19 protein-coding genes are annotated in these 19,689 nt (G+C 56.3%); 12 read left to right on the forward strand and 7 right to left on the reverse strand.

The features are described from left to right. Nucleotides 1-61 precede the first annotated feature (61 nt). The 4 genes from LAO76_19285 (at nt 62) to LAO76_19300 (ending at nt 5,093) form a co-directional block, all read left to right on the forward strand. The gene (locus tag LAO76_19285; GenBank protein ID MBZ5493067.1) at nt 62-1,057 is read left to right on the forward strand and encodes a LysR family transcriptional regulator; all 996 of its coding nucleotides are present in this window, start codon (nt 62-64) and stop codon (nt 1,055-1,057) included. Next, nucleotides 1,054-2,067 carry a zinc-dependent alcohol dehydrogenase gene (locus tag LAO76_19290; GenBank protein ID MBZ5493068.1) on the forward strand — a complete coding sequence of 338 codons (1,014 nt, stop codon included), beginning with the start codon at nt 1,054-1,056 and terminating at the stop codon, nt 2,065-2,067. The genes LAO76_19285 and LAO76_19290 overlap by 4 nt, the downstream gene beginning before the upstream one ends. 68 nt (nt 2,068-2,135) lie before the next feature. Then, nucleotides 2,136-3,323, forward strand: a complete 1,188-nt coding sequence (locus LAO76_19295; GenBank protein ID MBZ5493069.1) for a thiolase family protein — start codon at nt 2,136-2,138, stop codon at nt 3,321-3,323. 9 nt (nt 3,324-3,332) lie between these two features. Beyond that, entirely contained in the window at nt 3,333-5,093 is a 1,761-nt protein-coding gene (locus LAO76_19300) for an acyl-CoA dehydrogenase family protein (protein MBZ5493070.1), read from the forward strand. Nucleotides 5,094-5,330: 237 nt separating this feature from the next. Here the strand turns inward: LAO76_19300 and LAO76_19305 are convergent, their stop codons facing one another. Then, on the reverse strand, nt 5,331-6,206 hold the full coding sequence (locus LAO76_19305; protein ID MBZ5493071.1) for a flap endonuclease: 876 nt from the start codon (nt 6,204-6,206) through the stop codon (nt 5,331-5,333). A 233-nt stretch (nt 6,207-6,439) separates the two neighbouring features. On the opposite strand from LAO76_19305, the gene LAO76_19310 reads away from it, so the two are divergent. Next, the gene (locus tag LAO76_19310; GenBank protein MBZ5493072.1) at nt 6,440-7,252 is read left to right on the forward strand and encodes a hypothetical protein; all 813 of its coding nucleotides are present in this window, start codon (nt 6,440-6,442) and stop codon (nt 7,250-7,252) included. A 49-nt stretch (nt 7,253-7,301) separates the two neighbouring features. Here the strand turns inward: LAO76_19310 and LAO76_19315 are convergent, their stop codons facing one another. After that, entirely contained in the window at nt 7,302-7,559 is a 258-nt protein-coding gene (locus LAO76_19315; GenBank protein MBZ5493073.1) for a hypothetical protein, read from the reverse strand. 103 nt (nt 7,560-7,662) lie between these two features. On the opposite strand from LAO76_19315, the gene LAO76_19320 reads away from it, so the two are divergent. From LAO76_19320 to LAO76_19340, 5 genes are all read left to right on the forward strand, one after another. Further along, nucleotides 7,663-8,151 carry a DUF2721 domain-containing protein gene (locus tag LAO76_19320; GenBank protein ID MBZ5493074.1) on the forward strand — a complete coding sequence of 163 codons (489 nt, stop codon included), beginning with the start codon at nt 7,663-7,665 and terminating at the stop codon, nt 8,149-8,151. Nucleotides 8,152-8,276: 125 nt separating this feature from the next. Further along, nucleotides 8,277-9,257: a threonine/serine dehydratase gene (locus tag LAO76_19325; GenBank protein MBZ5493075.1), complete on the forward strand. Its 981-nt coding sequence runs from the start codon at nt 8,277-8,279 to the stop codon at nt 9,255-9,257. A gap of 8 nt (nt 9,258-9,265) precedes the next feature. Continuing rightward, on the forward strand, nt 9,266-10,243 hold the full coding sequence (locus LAO76_19330) for a hypothetical protein (GenBank protein MBZ5493076.1): 978 nt from the start codon (nt 9,266-9,268) through the stop codon (nt 10,241-10,243). Beyond that, nucleotides 10,240-11,220, forward strand: a complete 981-nt coding sequence (locus LAO76_19335) for a hypothetical protein (GenBank protein ID MBZ5493077.1) — start codon at nt 10,240-10,242, stop codon at nt 11,218-11,220. The genes LAO76_19330 and LAO76_19335 overlap by 4 nt, the downstream gene beginning before the upstream one ends. A 12-nt stretch (nt 11,221-11,232) precedes the next feature. Beyond that, on the forward strand, nt 11,233-12,105 hold the full coding sequence (locus LAO76_19340) for an undecaprenyl-diphosphate phosphatase (GenBank protein MBZ5493078.1): 873 nt from the start codon (nt 11,233-11,235) through the stop codon (nt 12,103-12,105). 124 nt (nt 12,106-12,229) lie between these two features. On the opposite strand, the gene LAO76_19345 is transcribed toward LAO76_19340, so the two are convergent. Beyond that, nucleotides 12,230-12,457: a hypothetical protein gene (locus tag LAO76_19345; GenBank protein MBZ5493079.1), complete on the reverse strand. Its 228-nt coding sequence runs from the start codon at nt 12,455-12,457 to the stop codon at nt 12,230-12,232. Nucleotides 12,458-12,655: 198 nt separating this feature from the next. Continuing rightward, a complete protein-coding gene (locus LAO76_19350; GenBank protein MBZ5493080.1) occupies nt 12,656-13,813 on the reverse strand; it encodes a hypothetical protein in 1,158 nt (385 codons plus the stop codon). Between the two features lie 92 nt (nt 13,814-13,905). On the opposite strand from LAO76_19350, the gene LAO76_19355 reads away from it, so the two are divergent. Continuing rightward, a complete protein-coding gene (locus LAO76_19355) occupies nt 13,906-14,796 on the forward strand; it encodes a sigma-70 family RNA polymerase sigma factor (GenBank protein MBZ5493081.1) in 891 nt (296 codons plus the stop codon). A gap of 2 nt (nt 14,797-14,798) precedes the next feature. Next, nucleotides 14,799-16,283, forward strand: coding sequence for a hypothetical protein (locus LAO76_19360; GenBank protein MBZ5493082.1), 1,485 nt, complete (start codon nt 14,799-14,801; stop codon nt 16,281-16,283). A gap of 19 nt (nt 16,284-16,302) precedes the next feature. Here the strand turns inward: LAO76_19360 and LAO76_19365 are convergent, their stop codons facing one another. From LAO76_19365 to LAO76_19375, 3 genes are all read right to left on the reverse strand, one after another. Next, entirely contained in the window at nt 16,303-17,268 is a 966-nt protein-coding gene (locus LAO76_19365; GenBank protein MBZ5493083.1) for a zinc-binding alcohol dehydrogenase family protein, read from the reverse strand. A gap of 151 nt (nt 17,269-17,419) precedes the next feature. Then, nucleotides 17,420-18,274 (reverse strand): DUF3471 domain-containing protein, encoded by an 855-nt coding sequence (locus LAO76_19370; protein ID MBZ5493084.1) that lies wholly within the window; start codon nt 18,272-18,274, stop codon nt 17,420-17,422. A 345-nt stretch (nt 18,275-18,619) separates the two neighbouring features. After that, nucleotides 18,620-19,438, reverse strand: coding sequence for an MBL fold metallo-hydrolase (locus LAO76_19375; protein MBZ5493085.1), 819 nt, complete (start codon nt 19,436-19,438; stop codon nt 18,620-18,622). Nucleotides 19,439-19,689: the final 251 nt, after the last annotated feature.

A 19,689-nucleotide genomic window follows, 5' to 3' on the forward strand; every position in this document is an offset into this window, starting at 1 on the left:
AGGCTAGTCGATTTACCGTGATTCATCAAATGAATCATTGGAATAGTGTAAAATTTATGGCGTGCATCTGAGCCAGGTCGATCTTAACCTGTTTGTTGTGCTGGAGGCCATTTACCGCGAAGGCAATCTCACGCGCGCGGGCCGCCAGCTCAAGCTCACGCAGCCGGCCATGAGCCACGCGCTCAAGCGGCTGCGCGAACTGCTGCAGGACCCTCTTTTTATCCGTGAAGGCGCCAACATGGTTCCAACGCCGTTCAGCCGCAACATGATTAATGAAGTTCGCCAGGCGCTGCAGATCCTGGAAGTAAATCTTTATGAGAACCGCAATTTTGATCCGGCCCACACGCGGCGTAATTTTCAGATCGGCTTCTGGGAGTTGATGGAATCCACCATTCTGCCTCCGCTGGCAAAAGTTCTGGCCCGCGCGGCGCCGGAGATTTCGATCACTACATTGCGCGTCAAGCGCCGTGAGATTGAGCAGGAACTGGCCAGCGGCACCTTGGACCTTGTTCTGGATGTCCCTATTACCATCAGTGATAACGTTCGCCAGCAGCCGTTATTTTCCGATCGCGTGGTAGTCATGGCGCGCAAGGGGCATCCGGCCGTCGGGAGTGGACTCGATCTCGACACGTATCTCCGGCAGGACCATGTTCTTGTCTCGTCGCGGCGTCTCGGTCCCAGCCTGGTGGATACTGAATTGAACCGCTTGGGCCGCAAGCGCCGGATCGTCCTGCGCTGCCAGCATTATTTTGCCGCCTGCCGCGTCGTCGGTGAAACGGACATGCTGCTGACCATCCCGGAGCATTACGCGCAAATGCTCAACACGGGTTTTGATCATCGGCTGTATCCGTTTCCGTTAAAGAGCCTGCAACAGCTGGAGATTCATATGTACTGGCATGAAAGCGCGGAAAATGATCCGCCGAACCGCTGGCTGCGCGAGCAGATCAAAAAGGTTGTGGATGGAATATTCTCGGAGCCTGCGCCTGAGGTGCGTAGCCGCGCTCGCCGCTCTGAAAAATCGCGGCCCAGGCCGCAACTCATGAGGAGAAGCCCATGAAAGCAGCAGTCTTGCACGAATTGAAGAAACCATTCGTTATCGAGGAAGTTGAACGCCCCAAGCCCGGCCAAGGCGAAGTCCTGATCAAGGTGGAGGCCTGCGGTGTTTGCCATTCTGACCTGCATGTGGCCGAAGGCGATTGGAAACAATTCGGTGGGATCACCAAGCTGCCGCTCATCGTTGGACATGAAGTCGCCGGGAAAGTAGTTGAAGTCGGCCCCGGCGTGAAGGAGCTCAAAGTCGGCGACCGTGTCGGCGTGCCGTGGATTTTCTGGACTTGCGGTGAATGTGAATTCTGCCGTGAAGGCAATGAGAATCTTTGCGTGAAGCAGAAGATTACCGGCGTTACGGTCGATGGCGGCTATGCGGAGTACATCAAAGCGCCGGCTACCCATGCGACAAAAATTCCTGACTCGGTTTCATCCGTGCAGGCCGCGCCGCTCTTTTGCGCGGGTGTTACGGTCTATCGCGCCATCATGCAGGCCAAACCGCAACGCGGACAGCGGCTCGCGGTCTTCGGCGTCGGCGGCCTAGGACATCTGGCGATTCAGATCGGTGTACATCTCGGTCTGGAAGTTTCGGCGGTAGATGTGGCCGATGACAAGCTAGAGTTGGCCAAGACGCTGGGCGCGGCCAATACGTTTAACGCTGCGACATCAAACGTTGTAAAAGAAATGCGCCGTCGCGGCAGCGCCCACATCGTCCTGGTCACGTCAGGCTCCAAAGCCGCGTATGACACGGGGTTCTATTGTGTGCGTCCTACCGGCACTCTGCTTGCCGTGGGCCTTCCGGCAGAGATCTGTTTTCCACCAATCATGATGGCGGCCGGCGAGGTCAACATAAAAGCGTCAGCGGTCGGCACGCGCAAAGATCTGGAGCACGTTTTGGCGCTGGCTGCTCAAGGCAAATTGCACTGCCAGGTGGCCACGCGTCCGCTGGCTGATGTGAATGCAATCTTCGAAGATATGCGTGGCGGAAAAATTTCCGGACGCATCGTTCTCACCATGTAATCATGCCCGAAAGCGACGATGCTGCACGCTGGTTTATATTGGATTCAGGAGCACTTTTGAGGGAATAGATGAGAGAAGCGGTGGTAGTTACAAGCTCGCGCACGGCGCTGGCAAAATCGTTTCGCGGATCGTTCAACGCAACGCGTCCTGACGACCTGGCGGCACACTGCATAAAGGATGTGCTGCGCAAAACGCCGAAACTCGATCTCAGCGAAATTGAAGACGTAATACTCGGCTGCGGGCAGCCGCACGGCCCGCAGGGCCACAACGTAGCGCGCGTCGCCGCCATGCTTGCGGGACTTCCGTCGTCAGTGGCGGGGACTACCGTGAATCGTTTTTGCTCGTCGGGTTTGCAGGCTATTGCCATGGCGGCGCACCAGATCATGCATGAAGGCGTCGACGCGGCAATTGGCGGCGGAGTGGAAAGCATCAGCATGGCGGTCCGCGACGCGAGCCCAAATCCTCTCCTGCAATCAACCATGCCGGGAATTTACATGGTGATGGGCGATACCGCGGAAGTTGTGGCGAAGCGCTACAAGGTCAGCCGGCAGGTCCAGGATGAATATTCTCTGCTTAGCCAGCAGCGCACCGCCCGCGCCCAGCAGGAAGGCTTTTTCAAGAAAGAGATTGCGCCCATCAAGGTAACCAAGTCCGTATTGGACAAGAAGACGAATGAAGTGATCGGCAAAGAAGAAGTGGTGGCCGATAAAGACGAATGCAACCGGCCCGACACTACGCTCGAAGGCCTGCTGGCGCTCAAGCCTCACTTTGATCCGACGAGTGGCCAGGGTTCAGTCACGGCAGGCAATTCGTCGCAACTGTCTGACGGCGCTTCCGCTACGCTACTCATGTCGCGCGAACGCGCTGACCAGCTCGGCATTCCTTATCAACTGGTTTTTCGCGGCTTCCAGGTGTCCGGCTGCAATGCCGACGAAATGGGCATCGGCCCGATTTTTGCCGTGCCCAAACTTCTTAAGCGCGCAGGATTAAAGATGGACGACATCGACATCTGGGAGCTGAATGAAGCTTTCGCCGTGCAGGTTGTGTATTGCTTCCATCATCTCGGCATCGATCCTGAGAAGCTGAACGTGAACGGCGGGTCAATTTCCATCGGTCATCCCTTTGGCATGACTGGATCGCGCATGGTGGGTACTATGGCCAATGAGATGGAGCGGCGGAAACATCGCTATGGCGTGGTGACCATGTGCGTTGGCGGCGGACAGGGAGCAGCCGGTCTCTTTGAGCGGGCTACCTAAGGAGTTTTTATGGCGACGACAACTTCCATTCGTGCGTTCAAGAAAGGCGCGGGGTTTCTGCTGGAAGACACGCCGGCGGAAGAAATTTTTACGCGCGAGCAGCTGAGTGAAGAGCACATCGCCATTGAGCGCACGGTGGAAGAGTTCTGGGCCAATGAAGTGGAGCCGAATCTGCCTGCTATCCGCCAGAAAAAACCCGGCGTCGCGCTGGAAGTACTGAGGAAGTCAGCCAGACTTGGATTGCTCGGCATCTCTGTGCCGGAAAAATTTGGCGGCATGGAAATGGACCTGCCTTCAGTCATGGTGGTGGCCGAAGTGATGGGACGCGATGCGTCGTATGCAGGCTGGCATTCCGCGCACACCGGCATTGGATCACTGCCAATTCTTTTCTTCGGTTCGGAGCAACAAAAAGAAAAATATCTTCCGCGCCTTGTGAGCGGCGAGCTGCTGGCCGCGTATGCGCTCACTGAACCGCTTGCAGGCTCTGATGCGCTGGCTGCACGCACCCGCGCCGATCTGAGCGCTGACGGCAAGCATTACATTCTGAACGGACAGAAGATGTGGATCACCAATGGCGGCGCGGCGGATGTGTTCATCGTGTTTGCCAAAGTGGGTGGAGAGAAGTTCACGGCATTCATCGTGGAACGCGCATTTGGTGGCCTGACCAGCGGCGCTGAAGAACACAAGATGGGCATCCAGGGCAGTTCCACCACCGCCATCTACTTTGACAATGTAAAAGTGCCGGTAGAGAACGTGCTGGGCGAAATTGGTCGCGGACACGTGATTGCTTTCAATATCCTCAATATTGGGCGGCTCAAGCTGGGGCCGGCCGTGATGGGCGCGGCCAAAAGCATTCTTGCCACCAGCATTAAATATGCCAAGCAGCGCAAAGCGTTCGGCGTGGCCATTGCCAGCTTCGGGGCCATGCAGCATAAGCTGGCGGAGATGGCGATCAGGATTTTTGCTACTGAATCCATGGCTTGGCGTGTGGTAGGACTGATTCAAGCACAATTGAGCGGCGCGGAACACGGCAGCGCCGATTCCGCCAAGGTTGAACTCAAGGCCGCTGAGGAATACGCGGCTGAATGCTCAATGGTAAAAGTTTTTGCCGCGGAGATGCTGGATTACGTGGCCGACGAGGGTGTACAGATTCACGGCGGCTATGGATTCCACCAGGACTATGCCGTCGAGCGCTACTACCGTGACGCGCGCATCAACCGTCTTTTTGAAGGCACCAGTGAAATCAATCGTTTGGTGATCTCGGGTATGCCGTTAAAACGTGCAGCACGCGGTCTCCTGCCATTGCTGGAAGCCGCACAAAAGGAATTACGCGACACCAATCGCCAAGATGAAAGCGGCGCTGATCCGGAAACGGGCCTTGTCCGCAATACAAAAAGAATTGCATTGTTTACTCTGGGGGTTGCACATCAGAAACACGGCGCGGACTTGGAGAAACATCAGGAAGTGGTGATGAGTCTTTCTGATCTTTTCATGGAAACCTTTGCCATGGAATCCACTTTGCTCCGCTGCCGGAATCTTGCCGCAAACGGGAACAGCACCGCCAAAGATATCTGCCAGGTCTTTCTTCGCGACGCCATCACCAGGATGCAGGCAGCTTCGCAAAATGTGCTGAGCGCCTGTTCCGGTAACGATCTGGAGCACCACATGACGAGGCTGAGATCGCTGGCGGAATATCAACCGGTGAATGCAATCGCGCTTCGCCGCGGCATCACAGAGCGGCTTCTGGGGAGTGAACGCTACATCTTCTGATCTGCTTTTACCTCTAGCTCTCAATTGACGTTGCTTTTGAAGTGCCCGGGTAAATCCTACCGTGGCATTGCGGCATGAATAAACACAACGCGGAAGAGAGACTTGCCTGGTTGATAAAGGTTTCTCTGGCTTTGTTAAGATCACGCCAAAGGGTTTCCTCAAATCCGGCATAACGTCTTCTCAGTGATGCGGCGAACTCACCTATTGCTGCTTCAAGTTGCCCGCTAAGAGCAATCACTAATCCAAAGGCGTGACGCTGCCCACGCGACGAGCAAGCTCTGGCGCCTTGATTCGACGGCACGTTTCTTCAAAGTTCGGCCGTGGGCCTTTCCACCGAAGGTCCTCGACCGACTCGAACACCGGCACATCAAGCCGCAGGGTTGCCAATGTGCGAAACAGCAGCGCATCATCCCACGCACTGAATAATGATTCCGATAAAGCGCGGGCTCTCTTGATCGAAGGATGCCAAGCCTGCGAATCCTTGGGAATGTCTTCAAGATGAGGATATTGCGATAAGACAAGCGTAGCGGCTTTCAGCCCCCATCCCGCCACGCCGGGGTAGCCATCCGCACTGTCTCCGACTACAGCGAGATAGTCCGGAATCGACTGCGGCCTGACGCCAAACTTTTCCACCACGCCGGCTTCATCGCGCAGGATGTCGCGCCGTCGATCAAGCTGCACAACTCTGTTGCCGGCGACGCACTGGCCCAGATCTTTATCCGGCGTACAGATCAAAACTTGCTCGACGCGCTCATCGTTGGCAGCTTTGGCAGCGGCCGAAGCAAGCGCATCATCGGCTTCAAAGTAAACTTCCGGCCAGACCTTTACGCCCATGGAGTCAAGCGCTTCTTCAAGGATAGAGAACTGCGACAGCAACTCCGGCGGGACACCTTCACTGGTTTTATAGCCGGGATAAAGCTCATTGCGAAAAGATTCGACAACATGGTCCGTGGCAACGCCCAGATGGGTTGTGCCCTTTTCAATCATCGACACGACGGAAGCGAGAACGCCACGCACCGCGCCGATTTCCTGTCCGCTCGCGTCTGTTGCCGAGGGCACGGCAAAAAAGTGGCGGAACAGTTCGTAGGTGCCGTCGATCAGATAAACATCCATGAAGAAGCGATGTTATATGAACCGCTTGCTTTGTGCTTTGTCGTTACTCGGTTCGCAAGGGCTTTCATGGTCGAAATGGATGCCGCACGGCGGGAAGGAATCACGGCGGCGAAAAATGCTCAGCGATTTGTCTTTGTGCAATCCACGACATGGAGCGGCATCCCGCAGATGTCGCAGCTTGCCGCTGTTCCGCACGGCAGCCTGCTGCTATTTTCGATGAAAGAAAGGATAATATGCTGGCCCACCGGAAAAGAACAATCGCGCTTGTGCTGCTGCTGATTTTCAGTGTTTCCTGGCTGCATGCCTCCGGCAAGAAGATGTGGACAGTCAGTGTCGCCAAATTGGGTTATCGCGGCGATGCCTGGCGGACGATCGTGCGCTGGCGGGGAAACTATATCGTGATCGGTTCGGTCAAGTTCATTCCCGACCCAGAAAAAAACCAGTGCATCGTCTCTTTCGATCCGAAGCAGCCTTTGCTGGTGTTCGATGTTGCGGCCCACAAGCAGGTCCCTGCGGAAGTCCTTGGCAGCCTGGAACAGGAGTGGGAGCCGCCGCACACGCGCAGGCGCTTGCCGTGCTCAGCTGACAAATACGGTATCCCTGAGACCTGGATCCTGCCCTTAACGGATGATCTCGATTACCGTCCTGATTACGAGAAAGACCTCATCACTGTTCTCGATAAGAGTCAAAGAGAGAAATACCGTATTTCACCCGCGCAGTTTGGGTGCTGGAGCGGATGCGTCACTTCCAGCCGGGCGGGAAACAGGTTTGCCATACTCGACAAAGGCCAGACTGTGGGTGGCTGGATCATCCAGCATACGGAAAATCTTGGAGCTGACGACATCTACACTGACAAGAAACGCATTCGGGTCTATGACGCGCAGAACGGCAAAAAGCTTTACCAGGTCTCCTGGTCGGAGCCCACGAATTGCAGGCATGACATTATCGATATGAGTGAGCGGGTCGCGTTCTCCGATGACGGCGATATGCTCGCTATTCTTGACGATGAAGGGGTGCTGCGTGTGGTCCGCATTTCTGAGCAGTAGAGCGTGTCCTTCAATGCCCGGTACAAGGCCCGAATGACGGTTCGCGAGTTTACCACTTAGCGGCTACTCCGTTCTTAGCGCTTTCATCGGCGAAATGGAGACCGCGCGGCGAGCCGGAATCACGGCCGCGAAAAATGCCGAGAACTAGCCCGACGAATACGCGCCTGGACGCTCCAGCAAGCACCATTTGAACCACGTTGATCCGGTCAGCACCCAACTCCATGCGAATGACAATCTCTTGTGTCCGCTGTGCGCCCGTGTAGGCGGTGACGCCGTACAACCCGGACTGCGGCCAACAAAAGGACACGATGCCGAAAAGTCCCGCGAGACTAGCACTCTATTACCATGTTCTTAAGGATATTTACGTAGGACAGTGAATACTTCTGGCCGCTTTCTTCGGAGACTTGACCATGACCGATATCGCCCGGCTGTTTCAAGCATTTCTTGCTCCCGCCATCTTCGTTTCGGCGACTGCCTTGCTGGCGCTCTCAATCAATGTCCGCCTGATGGGTATCGTGAGCCGACTCAGGCAGTATGTGCATGCGCGGCATGATGCCGCCAAAAATGGCCGCCTGCAGGAGGCCGATGCATACACGGCGCAGATCACGCTCATCGAGGAACGCGCAAGTATGATCAGGCGGTGCTTCCTTCTGGTGCTGATTGCCCTTGCCGCGACGCTAGGCTCTTGTCTCCTGCTGGGACTGGGTCTCTACTGGCAGCAGGCCGCGGAAGGAGCAGTGATTATTTTTGTCCTGGCAATGCTCAGCCTGCTGTCAGGAACCTTTTATTACATTCGGGAAGTCAGTGTTTCCTTAAGCTCGGTACGCCTTGAAGCATCCGACTCACGGTTCATGGACCTGGGTTCGCAACCCGAGGTAGGCAGACGCGATCCGCTCTAAATATCTTTTATATCTTTTATTTTTGCCAGATGGCATTGATTTGCGGTGCGGCGATGGCGCTTGCGTCACTATAGTTGGGCGGCGTCATTTACCATTGATATCCTGAGAACTTAAAAACTTTATTTATGGTCAGCCTTAAAGACATACAAAATGCCCGTTTATTGCTCCGCGAAGTCGCGGTGCGTACGCCTCTAGTGCTTTGCAAACTGCCGAATGACCCGCAAATGCAAAAGAACGATCGGCAGATTTTTATCAAGCCGGAAAACCTTCAGCCCGTAGGATCGTTTAAGCTGCGCGGGGCTTACAACAAGATCTCGTCGCTCTCGGCAGAAGAGCGCAAGCGCGGCGTGGTGGCGCATTCCAGTGGCAATCATGCGCAGGGCGTGGCGTTTGCAGCGCGAGCGCTGGGCGTGAAAGCGACGATTGTGATGCCTGCAGCGGCGCCCAAGATCAAGCTGGACGCAACGCGCGCCATGGGCGCTGAAGTTGTTCTGGTGGGGCCAATAAGTGACGATCGCATCAAGAAAGCAGAAGAGCTTGAGCGGGACCGCGGGCTGGTTCCGGTGCCGCCGTATGACGACGAAAAGATTGTGGCCGGACAAGGAACGATCGGACTGGAAATCTTTGAGGACATGGCTGACGTTGAGCTGGTGCTGGTCCCGGTTGGCGGCGGAGGCCTGATCAGCGGCGTTGCCACGGCGATCAAGGAATCGAAGCCCAAAGCCAAAGTGATTGGCGTGGAACCGGAGTTTGCCGCTGACGCGCAGGCCAGTCTGCGATCGGGAAAGATACAGTCCATCTCCGGTGAGAGCGCGGCGCGCACCGCTGCTGATGGGTTGCGGTCACAAAGTATTGGCGAGATTAATTTTGAGCACATCCGCAAATATGTGGATGAAATCATTACGGTGACGGAAGACGAGATCAGGCGGGCGATGCGGCGATTGCTGTTTTCCGCCCGCGTACTGGCTGAGCCCAGCGGCGCTGTGACAACGGCGGCTGCCATGTTTCACGCGGACGAACTTCCCGCAGGCAAGACCGTGGCCGTGCTGACCGGTGGCAACATTGAACCGCAGCTTTTTTCTGACATCATTCTGCAAACCGTGTAAGGTAAACCATGGTGACAAACCGCAAAATATCTGGCTTTTTTTTAGTGGTGGCGCTTGCGGCCGGGGGCGCTTTGCTGTCCAAAGCTTTTGCGGTTGAGCTTTTTGCCGCAGAAAATGAGCACGCGACGCTGATTCGCGAGGAATCGCTGTCTGCTTCAGCCGGTGCGAATGCGCAGAAAACGGCGCAGGTTGGGCGCGGTTCCGCGCTCACGATCCTGGAGCGCAGCCAGGCTGACGGACAGCCTTGGATAAAAATATCCATGGCGGCAGACCAGCAGGCGCAGGTGAGCAGGGAAGTAACGGGCTGGATGCCAGCAAAGGCGATCATTACGCCTTCCACCGCGAGCGGCGACGAAATCATTTTTGGCCAGGCTGTGGATTCTGAACGGCAGGCGGAAGAGCGTGGCGGACGCAAAGGCGCGGCCGACGATGCATGGCGCTTGTACTCGCGCGTGGCGGAACTATTTCCGGGATCGCCGCTGGCTGCGGAAGCCATGTGGCGCGGCGCGGACATACGCTGGCAGTTGGCGAAGACAGACTTCGTCCGATCGGGCAAGCCGATGGAAGAAAAATATTTGAGGGAAGTCATCGCGAAGTATCCGCAGTCAAAGCAGGCGGAGCTGGCCGCGTATGACCTGCTCGAGAGCCAGATGTGCCAGGAGTGGCGCGGGCAGTCCGAGTGTCCTACGAAAGAAGCAGCGGTGTATGAGCAGTATGCGCGTGAGCATCCGCAGTCGCCCAAGGCGGCGGAGGCTTTATATAACGCTGCGTGGCGGCAGGCGTCCCTCACTGATATCTACCGCATTAATAATGATCGCGACAAGAGCGACGTGGCGCGCAAGAAAGGCATTGCGCTGGCGCAGCAGATACAGAGCCAGCAGCAAGACCAGGATTGGAAGACGCGAGCGACCGACCTGATCTACAAGCTGGAAAAGAAAATCCCGATCTATGGCGTGGCCGTGGTGGATACAGGAGAAACAAAATGAAGCTGAGGACAGCCGCGCTTCTGCTGGCGATTTCATTTTGCTCTTCGATCATGGCGGCGCAGCAGAAAGAACAAGGGACCGTTATTGCTGAAGTGGAGATGAATGTCTCGCCGGATTTGAACTCGCAAAAGCTGGCGAAAGCCACGCGAGGCAGAGACGTTCCGCTGGTGATGGAGCGGACAAAGATCGGCGAGCAAACGTGGGCGCACGTTTTGATTGTGGTGGACGTCGATCGCGATCGCGAAACCACACGCCAGATCACAGGCTGGGTGCCAAGCAACGTCGTGATCAGCACGGACACGCCCAACGGCGACCAGATTATTTTTGGCGAAGCCGTGGACTCAGAGAACCAGGCCGAAATGCGCGGCGGACGCAGACACGCGGCGGAAGACGCGATGCGGCTTTACTATCGCGTCTACGATTACTGGCCCAACTCACCGCTTGCGGGTGAGGCGCTGTGGCGCGCAGCCGACATCCGCTGGCAACTGGAAAAAGCCGATGTGCGCCTGCGGCCTTCATCGCGCGAAATGAGTCCTGACCTGCGCACGCCCATCGACGACCAGAACATGAAGCTGGTGATGAAGAAGTATCCGCACACAAAGTGGTCCGATCTCGCCGCGTACAACATGATCGACAACAAGCTATGCGGCTCATGGAAGGGCGAGACGCGCTGTCCGGAAAAAGAATCCGAGCTATATGAGAAGTATGCGCGCGAGCATCCGCAATCCCCCAAAGCGGCGGAAGCGCTCTTTAACGCTACGTGGCGACAGGCCGCTCTGGTGCAGATGTATGGCGCGCAGCACGATAAAGAACGCGAAAAAGCGCGCAAAAAAGCCATGGACCTGGCGCAGGAAGTCGCGGCCCGAGCCTCGGCAGGCGATCCCAAGCTCATGGACTGGAAGACGCGCGCCACGGAGCTGATCTACGCGCTGCAGCAAGGTATTCCCACCTACACCCCAGAACCTGATCGCAAATAACCTGGAGGAGTTTTGCACGACTATCTGCTCTCATTATTCTTAGGCATTGTTGAAGGTCTAACAGAGTTCTTGCCGGTCAGCTCTACGGCGCACCTGCGCATTACAGAAGCGCTGCTGCACATCCATCTCGACGATCCGTTCTGGAAGATGTATTCCATCGTGATCCAGTTGGGCGCAATCCTCTGCCTGCCGATATATTTTCGCGCGCGCATTGCCCGCTTTCTGTCTACGTTCCCACGCGGTGAGCGCCAGGACCGCACCGCTCTCACGCATCCGCTCTCACTGGTGATGATCGCGTTTATCTGCACCGCGGTACCGTCATTGCTGCTGACCAAACTGATTGGCAAGCACCTTGAAAGCCTGACCGTAATGGGCGTCTCACTGCTCGTGGGCGGCGTCATCATGTGGATCGTCGACGCTTATTTCGGCTCGCCGCGCACCGTGGGCCGGCACATGACGGAACGCACGGAAGACGTTTCACTCGTCCAGGCCATCTGGATCGGCATCTGCCAGGTGGCGTCGGCGGTTTTTCCGGGCACCTCGCGCTCCATGTCCACCATCGCCGCCGGACAGGTGGCCGGCATGTCCCGCACCGCCGCTCTGGAGTTTTCTTTCTTTCTTTCGATGCCCACCATGATCGCCGCCACCGGGTATGACCTGCTCAAGACCTTCCATCCCAAACACGGCGCAGAAGCTCTGGGCCGCATGCCCGCCGACGGCCATGAGTGGACCGTGCTCGTCATCGGCTTCGTGGTGTCGTTCATCGTGGCGCTGGCTGTGGTGGCATGGTTCATGAACTGGGTCCGCCAGCGGGGATTCACGCCGTTCGCCATCTACCGGATCGTCGTCGGCATCGCGGTGCTGGTCTGGGTGATGCGGGGGTAACCAGTTTCGACTTTCCGATTCGTGGGGGCCCTTCGCTTCTCCGCGCCTTCTTGGTGCGATTCCCTGCCAGGGAAAGAAAAAAGCCGGGCTGGTTTGCCCGGCTTTTTCAGCGTTCATGATGCGGTTACATCACTAATGCCAAACTCTCAAGTTCCTTGTGCAATGATTCCACATTGCAATTGGCGCATTCAATTCGGCCTGCCGCATCGAGCGCATTTTCCGGTGAGACACCGTATCCGCGCCCGGCTAAAAACATTTTCAAAAGTTCCGCTGTCTGGAATGAATCAAGTCCGCCTTGCAGGAGTTCATTCCGAAGCGCCGCCACTTCAGCCACCGAGAATTTCTCTCCCATAGGTCACCTCCGACCCTTATACCGTCTTGCTTAATTAGACACTCATTCCGTCCAGTTTGTTGCAGGAATATTTTTTACCCTCAATCATAGGTAACGCGACGAAAGTAATTCGGGCCTGCACCGTATCACAGGCCCGCAAACACAATGGTTCTTGACGTTTCCTAACGTAAGTTTTTCGCGGACTTTACGAACAAAGCCTTAATCCGCCATCTTGCTCAAATGCAGGTCAAACGCCTCTTTGGTCAACAAGGACGTCAATTGAAACGCCTTGAATTTGTCACCGATCAATTCACGCTGCCGATAAAGCCCCGGCTCGCTATCCACCACTTCATGCCGGGCCTGCCAGTTCAGCAGGAACTCCTGTGCTTCTTTGATGCTGCTTTCGCCACGCGCGCCCGGCATTGTTAACGCTTCAGTGGCGTAGGACTCCAGCAGTTTGGGCCAGTATTTCGCCAGCAAAGCGCTGCTGGCAAACATGTCCGCCCAGACAATGTGTCCCTTCACTGCTACTACGACGCCAACCGCATTCTGGTTCCGCAGTTGTTTGATTACACTTTCATACGATTTCCGCATGGGCTCTGTGATCGACTCAACCTGCGCATGAACGGCCTTGTTCTCGCGTGCCTTCGCATAAGAACTGGTGCTGTTGAGTTCAACGATCTCAGCAGAGGAAGCAAGACGAGTGGAATCGTATGTTTGCCCCGGCGCTGGCGTAGCAGAAGGGCTCGCCGAAGATGCAAGCGCCGCCGCCATCGCTGTTCTGCTTCTTCCAACTTCATCCCACACTTTTTGCTGGTCCTGATCGGCCATCGCCTTCATACGTACGCTGGGTTGCAGCATCACGGATGCATGGGTATCGAACTTTGTTGACGTCTCAATCCAGCGCCCGTGTTCGACGCAAAAGACAGACAGGTCCACGGGATCGCTTTCAGCCGGAACGATGCGGTCTTTGCCGACGACGCGGTCCTGCTTGCCGCCGGTGACAACTTCTCCGGCCAGCAATATGAGCGGATGTTTTGAGTTATTCACCAGCACCAGCCGGTTGACCTCAGCGCCCTGGTAAGGCCGCGGCTGATAGGGCGGACGGCGGCGCATCGTGGAATGCAGGTTTCCCACTTCAGTGACTACAACTTCACCGGAGCGCACACCCTCATCCAGGGTAATGAAATCGCTGGTGTCATGCGATTTGGCGGAAACTACAGGAAAAATTGTTAGATCGCCATGAGTAATAGGCGCAAGGATCTTGTAATCGTTTGACGTGGCTGGCAAGCTTCCTGAATCTCCCGCAAAGGCTGCGGAGATAACTGCGAATCCGATGAGAAGAACCGCCAGAATGGGTAGAAAAGAGTGTTTCATATTAACTCCCCTTTACAACCAGGGCCCTAGTTTTCACTCTAAGAATGTAAAATGGCAGTATTCTTGCGGTTAAAATTGATACTATCCGAACCATGAGTTCTGGGCCCAGGCCGGCTGAAGCAAACGCACTCTCTCTACGCATTCTCTTTGAGAAGAGCGGAGGCGAGCGCTATGGCCTGACCCTGCAAGCTTTTGGCGTAGTGCTGGAACAAGTGGCGGTCAAGTACGTGCCGCAGGCATCGGCGCAGCAGAAGCTGGAGTTCTGGCGCGACCTGAAGCTAGAAGAACTAGCTCTGGCCCGCGCATGCGCTGCCGGACACGATGCTGCATGGCAGGCCTTTCTTACGCGCTTCCGCGAAAAGCTCTATGACATTGCCCGCGGCATCACCAAAGAAGACTCCAGCGCGCGCGACTTGGCCGACTCCCTCTACGCCGATCTCTATGGCACGTCTGAGAAGGAAGGCCGTCGCGTTTCCCGGCTGAATTTTTATATGGGCCGCGGCTCGCTGGAAGGCTGGTTGCGGACTGTGCTGGCCCAGGAATTTGTCAATCGGTACCGCAAGACCAAGCGCCTGGTAAGCCTTGAAGAACAGGCGGAAGAAGGGGTACAGTTCTCCGCGTCGCCCTCCAGCGTCCCCGTAAGCCCCTTGGATAGCCGCCTGGGGGCTGCCCTAGACGAGGCGCTGGGACTACTGAGCGGCGAAGACAGGCTGGTTTTGGCATCGTATTACCTGGACGACCGCACCCTGACCGAGATAGGCCGTATGGTGGGGGTCCATGAATCCACGATCAGCAGGAGGCTGGAAAAGCTGCTTAAAAGCTTGAGAAAACAGGTCCTGGCGGGCCTGGTTTCAAGAGGCATGAATCGGGCGCAGGCGGAAGAGACGCTGGAAGCCGATGTGCGTTATTTACAGGTGGATGTGACCAGAAAGCTGCAAGAAAATCGTCCTGCTGCGTTCCAACAGGATAAGGGATCAGATTAGCAATGCCAGAATTACCAAACTTATTGCGCCAGAGGCTCGCCGCGACTGAGACCGGCGAAACCCAGGCGCATCCCGACGCCGATACGCTCACCGCTTACATGGAGCATTCTTTGCCTGCGGCGGAGAGCAAAACCGTGGTTGCGCACCTTGCCGTGTGCGAGCCCTGCCGTGAAGTTGTGGTGCTGAGCCAGGCGGCGATGGCGCAGCCGGAGACGCAAACCGTGCTTGCGCCAGCCCCGGTGGCACGCTGGCGACGGCTGTTTACCCCTGTTTTTGGAGCGGCTGCCGCAGTGGCTGCCATGGCAGTGATCGCCGTTATGGTGCTTCATCTGCCACAGAAAAATCCGCAGCCGGGTTCAACTGGCGCGACGACGAACAGTGCGGTGGCGAATCGTCCGGCTCCGCAATCGGCACAGGAAACGCAACAAGAGAAAACAGCTTCCGCGGGAGATCAAGCTGTACCTGCAGAACCGAAAGCAGCCGCGCCGATACAGCAAGCGGAAGTGCAAGTGATTCAAGCCCGGAATGATTTGTCTGCATCGGCCAAAGAAACCGAAGCAAGGCTTGAGGATTCCGGAAGAGCCAGAGTAGCTAAAAAGTTGCCATCCGCTGCGCCTATGACTGATGCGGCGATGCAGCCCGCGAAAGTGCCCGTGCTTACAGCCTCGCTGGCAAAGAAAGATTACGTCAACACCAATTTCTTTAACGCAAATGGCGCTGACAAAATTGTGGTGGATAGCCAGGGCAACAATTTGCCTCCGGCTCCGCAGCCGCAACCTGGGGCCACCACTGCGCCCTTTACCACGGCGAACAACAAAATCACAATCTTTGCTGACTTGCCTGCGAATGCTGCCGGCAATTCGAATGTGCGCCTGCTGACGCCCACGCCTTCACAGGAACATTTAGGTTGCACCGTCTGCAAGATCGTACAATCCACGGCGCATACGCTGGGGTTCCATTCACCAGCCAGGGCTCCGGCTCTGCGCGCGGGCGCGCTCGGCAACAGTGCTCTGGGCGGTCCGGGGATGTTCAGCGGCGCGATAGAGAAGAACCAGCCCTCTGAAATTTCCGCGGCGCCAGCAACGGCGGAATCCGATAGTCTGACGGCTTCCAGTTCGCTCAGCGCCGGAGCAATGGCTTATCGATCTGTCGATTCCGCAACGCCAACGTGGAAAATAGTGAGCGGGAAGCTGATGAAATCCAGCGGCCAGTCCCAGTGGGAAGACGCTTACCCCATCGCCAGCAGCGCGATGGAGTTTTCTGTTGTGAACGCGCGCGGGAATGACGTGTGGGCCGGAGGAAGCCATGCTTCACTGATCCATTCACGCGATGGCGGCCAGACCTGGGAAACGATCAAACTGGGCGACAATGCCAGCGGCACGATCGTGAGCATTATCGCCGGAACCATGAGCGTGCAGGTGAAAACCTCTGACAACCAGAGCTGGGCCAGCACCGATGGCGGCAAGAGCTGGAGCCCGCGCGAGTAGAGATGGCAGGAGCCGGCTGTCAGGGTATGATCACCAATCGACGGCCTGGCTCGTTGCGCTGCCAGGCGTTCTCGATATCCGCGAGCGGGACCCTTTCCGTGTCAATCTTTAGATCGTCTTTGGCGGCGTGCGCCATCACGCGCTGAAAGGCTTCGACCAGAACGTCGCGAGGCGGAATACCCGCAGTACCCAGAATTGTGAGTGCCGTACTACGCAGCACGGCTGCTGGAAGCGTGATTGTCGGCGCAGCGCTCTCACCAACCTGGACAAAGCGGGTCTCGGATTGGATAGCTATAAATTCTCTTCGTGTTATCGCCGCGAGAAAAGCCTGCGCAGGGTGTCCCCACACGTAATCGATCACCACCTGAAATCCAGACTGACCGGCTTCCCGCACAAATGCCTCGCTGAGTTCAGTCTCCGGCAGAGCGAGGGAAATGGTGGCGTCGGCGCCGAGATCGTGAAGCGTGTTCAATGCCTGTTGATTGCGGCCTGCGGCAACGACCCGAGCGGCCCCAAGAAGCTTCGCGATCTTTACCGCCAACTTGCCGGTCACTCCGGTTGCCCCAAGGATGAGAACGTTTTCACCGCGCACCAACTTGGCACGGTAGGCCAGTGAAAGCCAGGCTGAGATACCTGGGTTGGGCAGGGCAGCGGCAGTTTCGTCATTCACGTTTTCCGGGATGGGAAAGGTGAATGCGCGCGGCACAACCGTACGCTGTGCCATGGCGCCATGGGGTGGTCGAGGACCACCAAAGAAGACCCGTTGCCCGTCGTCCAGATGCCCGACTCCATCCGAGCCGCAGACGCGCGGTAACTCGCCGCGGCTCGCATAATGCGATCCGCTGGCTAGTTGCTTGTCAATCGGCTTTAGCGATGCGGCGTGAACATGGACAATCACTTCGGCATCTTTGTCGCCAATCGTCGGTTCTGGGAATTCTTCGTATCGAGGCACGGCTCCAATCGTGTGCAAGACGGCAGCATGCATGCGAGTTCCTCTTTGACTTTTTATTCCACAGATTTTACCGGCTGGCTGCCGCACAGTCCTTGACGTATAACGGGCAACCTGGAAGTAACTGTTCCAAACAGGCCATTACAATCAGAACGGGATTGTGAGTGAGTGGCGATTTTTTGACCAGTTACGCCGCCGCATAAGGATAGACGACGTGCTTTTCAAACAGTTTCTTCAGCTCCGTCGCGCGAAAAATGCCAGATCTGACTGAGAATGTTTTAAGTAAGGTGTCAGGAATCCTTGCCAGCGCCTTACCACGCTCGCCCCAGGCCAGTAGCACGATCGTCCCATCGCTTGCGATCCCGAGGCGGAATTCCATCGCACCATTTTCAAACTTCACATGGTAAATGTCCGAGCCGCCCTGGCTCACGCCCTTAAACACCATGGACTTGAACGCTCCCAGCGGCTCCAGGTCATCCTGAAGGTTTGGCAGGTCCTGACGAACCATTTCGGCGAGTGACGGCAGCATCCGGTCATACTGCGGTTTGCCATGACGCGCGTCGTCAACAAACTGCCGCACCAGAGGCTCAGTTCTCGGGTCCTGTTTCTGCTCCTTAAACCTCAGCGGCCCGGCCTTCTGCTGTTCTACCACCAGCTTTGTCTCGCGCTCGCTCAATTGTGGGCTCGGGGCCCACTGGGGAGGGCCGCCCTGGCGCAACGACAACTTGTATGTTTGGCCATTCGCGTCCGCGATGAAAGTAAGCTGCGCGTCAGGCGCGTCATCCACTTTCATGAAGAATTCGTGGTCGCTCTGGGGGAAGATCTCATACGGCTTCTGTCCTGTGATTTGAGCGTAATAATGGTCACCTTGCCGGGACACAGTCGAGTATTGGCGGCCGATCACATATGCGCCCACATATCGGTCGAAGACTCGTGAATCTATCTTCACAACAGTTGGTTCATTTTTCACTTGAGCCGGCAGCAGGAATGAAGTGAAAGAGACGGCGGCAACGCAAACAACAGCAGAACGCAAAAAAGACATCACGAAACTCCTTTCAATCCAGCCGGTGATAGCAAACTGGCGGTCAGGCTAATACGCCTCAGTATTTGGACTTCTTAGGAACGAGAAGCCGTTCGTTTTCATGCGGCAAAATTGGGCCAACGGCTTAATTGGACGTTCTCATGACGTTAAATCCGTGCCATAGCATCCACCAGCACAAACTTCAAGCCAGACGATTATTGTCGATAACAGGCGTTTGCACTTATGACGGCTGCGCCACAAAAGCCATTGATGATCGGAAGCCGAGGGCTAAAGGCCAAAAGCTAACCGGCTATAGGTACCTCTCGCTGCGCTCGAGGTTTCAGAAAAATAACTCAACGGGAAAAACTACAGCACTATCTCCATACCTTCAGACGCTGCCCTCACCTTAGGGTAGTACTCGCGCGCCTGCTTAACCACGGCGTCAATGCAGGAGTCGGAATGGTCAGGGTCGTGATGGAAGAGAATGAGTTCCTTCGCGCCGCTTTCCATCACAACGTTGATAGCTTCACGCCAGTGGCTGTGTCCCCAGCCCTGTTTGCGGGCAGCGTATTCTTCCGGGAGATATTGCGCGTCGTAAATGAGCACATCAGCGCCTTCAGCCAGCTTGCGGACGCTTTTATCAAACACCGGATCGCCGGGCTCGTTGTCCGTGGCGTAAACAATGGTCTTGCCCTGCGTTTCCATGCGGAAGCCCAGGCAGCCCTGCGGATGATTGAGCCACATGGCCTGCACAGTGCAACCTTCAAGCTGCGTGCGGCCTTCGTCGATAGTGCAGAACTTGCGGTGCGCGGCCATGTCACTCATGTTCACGGGGAAATATGGGTCGGCCATTTGTTCTTCAAGCGCCTGTTGCAGCCCGCGCGTGCGGCTGGATGAGTGGAAAACAAAAGAGCTCTCGCGGTCGTTATACAGCGGCGAGAAAAACGGGATGCCCTGGATGTGGTCCCAGTGAAAGTGCGAAAGAAAAATATGCGCGTTGATGGGATGGCCATTCCGTTCCTGGGAAAGCTGTTTGCCCAGGTTGCGGAATCCGGTGCCGCAGTCGAAAACGTAAATGTGCCCATTGACGCGGACTTCAACACACGAAGTATTGCCGCCGTAACGCAGGTTTTCTGATTGAGGCGTGGGCGTTGAGCCGCGCACACCCCAGAATCTGACTAGCATCGTCTTCACCTGTGGCGCCGGAGCTTGATGAGGCGCCTCTTCTGCCATCGGTTCGGTCCCGCGAAACTCCAAGGGGGCACAACAGTTCGTGCGGGAAATGCTCTGCTTTCTTCTATTTGACGCAAAGTATAGTCCATTGGCATTCCTGAAACCACTAGCTTTGGCGTTCCAGCGTAATCAAATGTGTACTTTGGATGAATATGAGGTACGTGTACTTTCGTGCTGTGTAGCTTAATCAGAATTTAAGAATC

This window comes from Terriglobia bacterium (assembly GCA_020072645.1).
Taxonomy (GTDB): domain Bacteria; phylum Acidobacteriota; class Terriglobia; order Terriglobales; family Acidobacteriaceae; genus Angelobacter.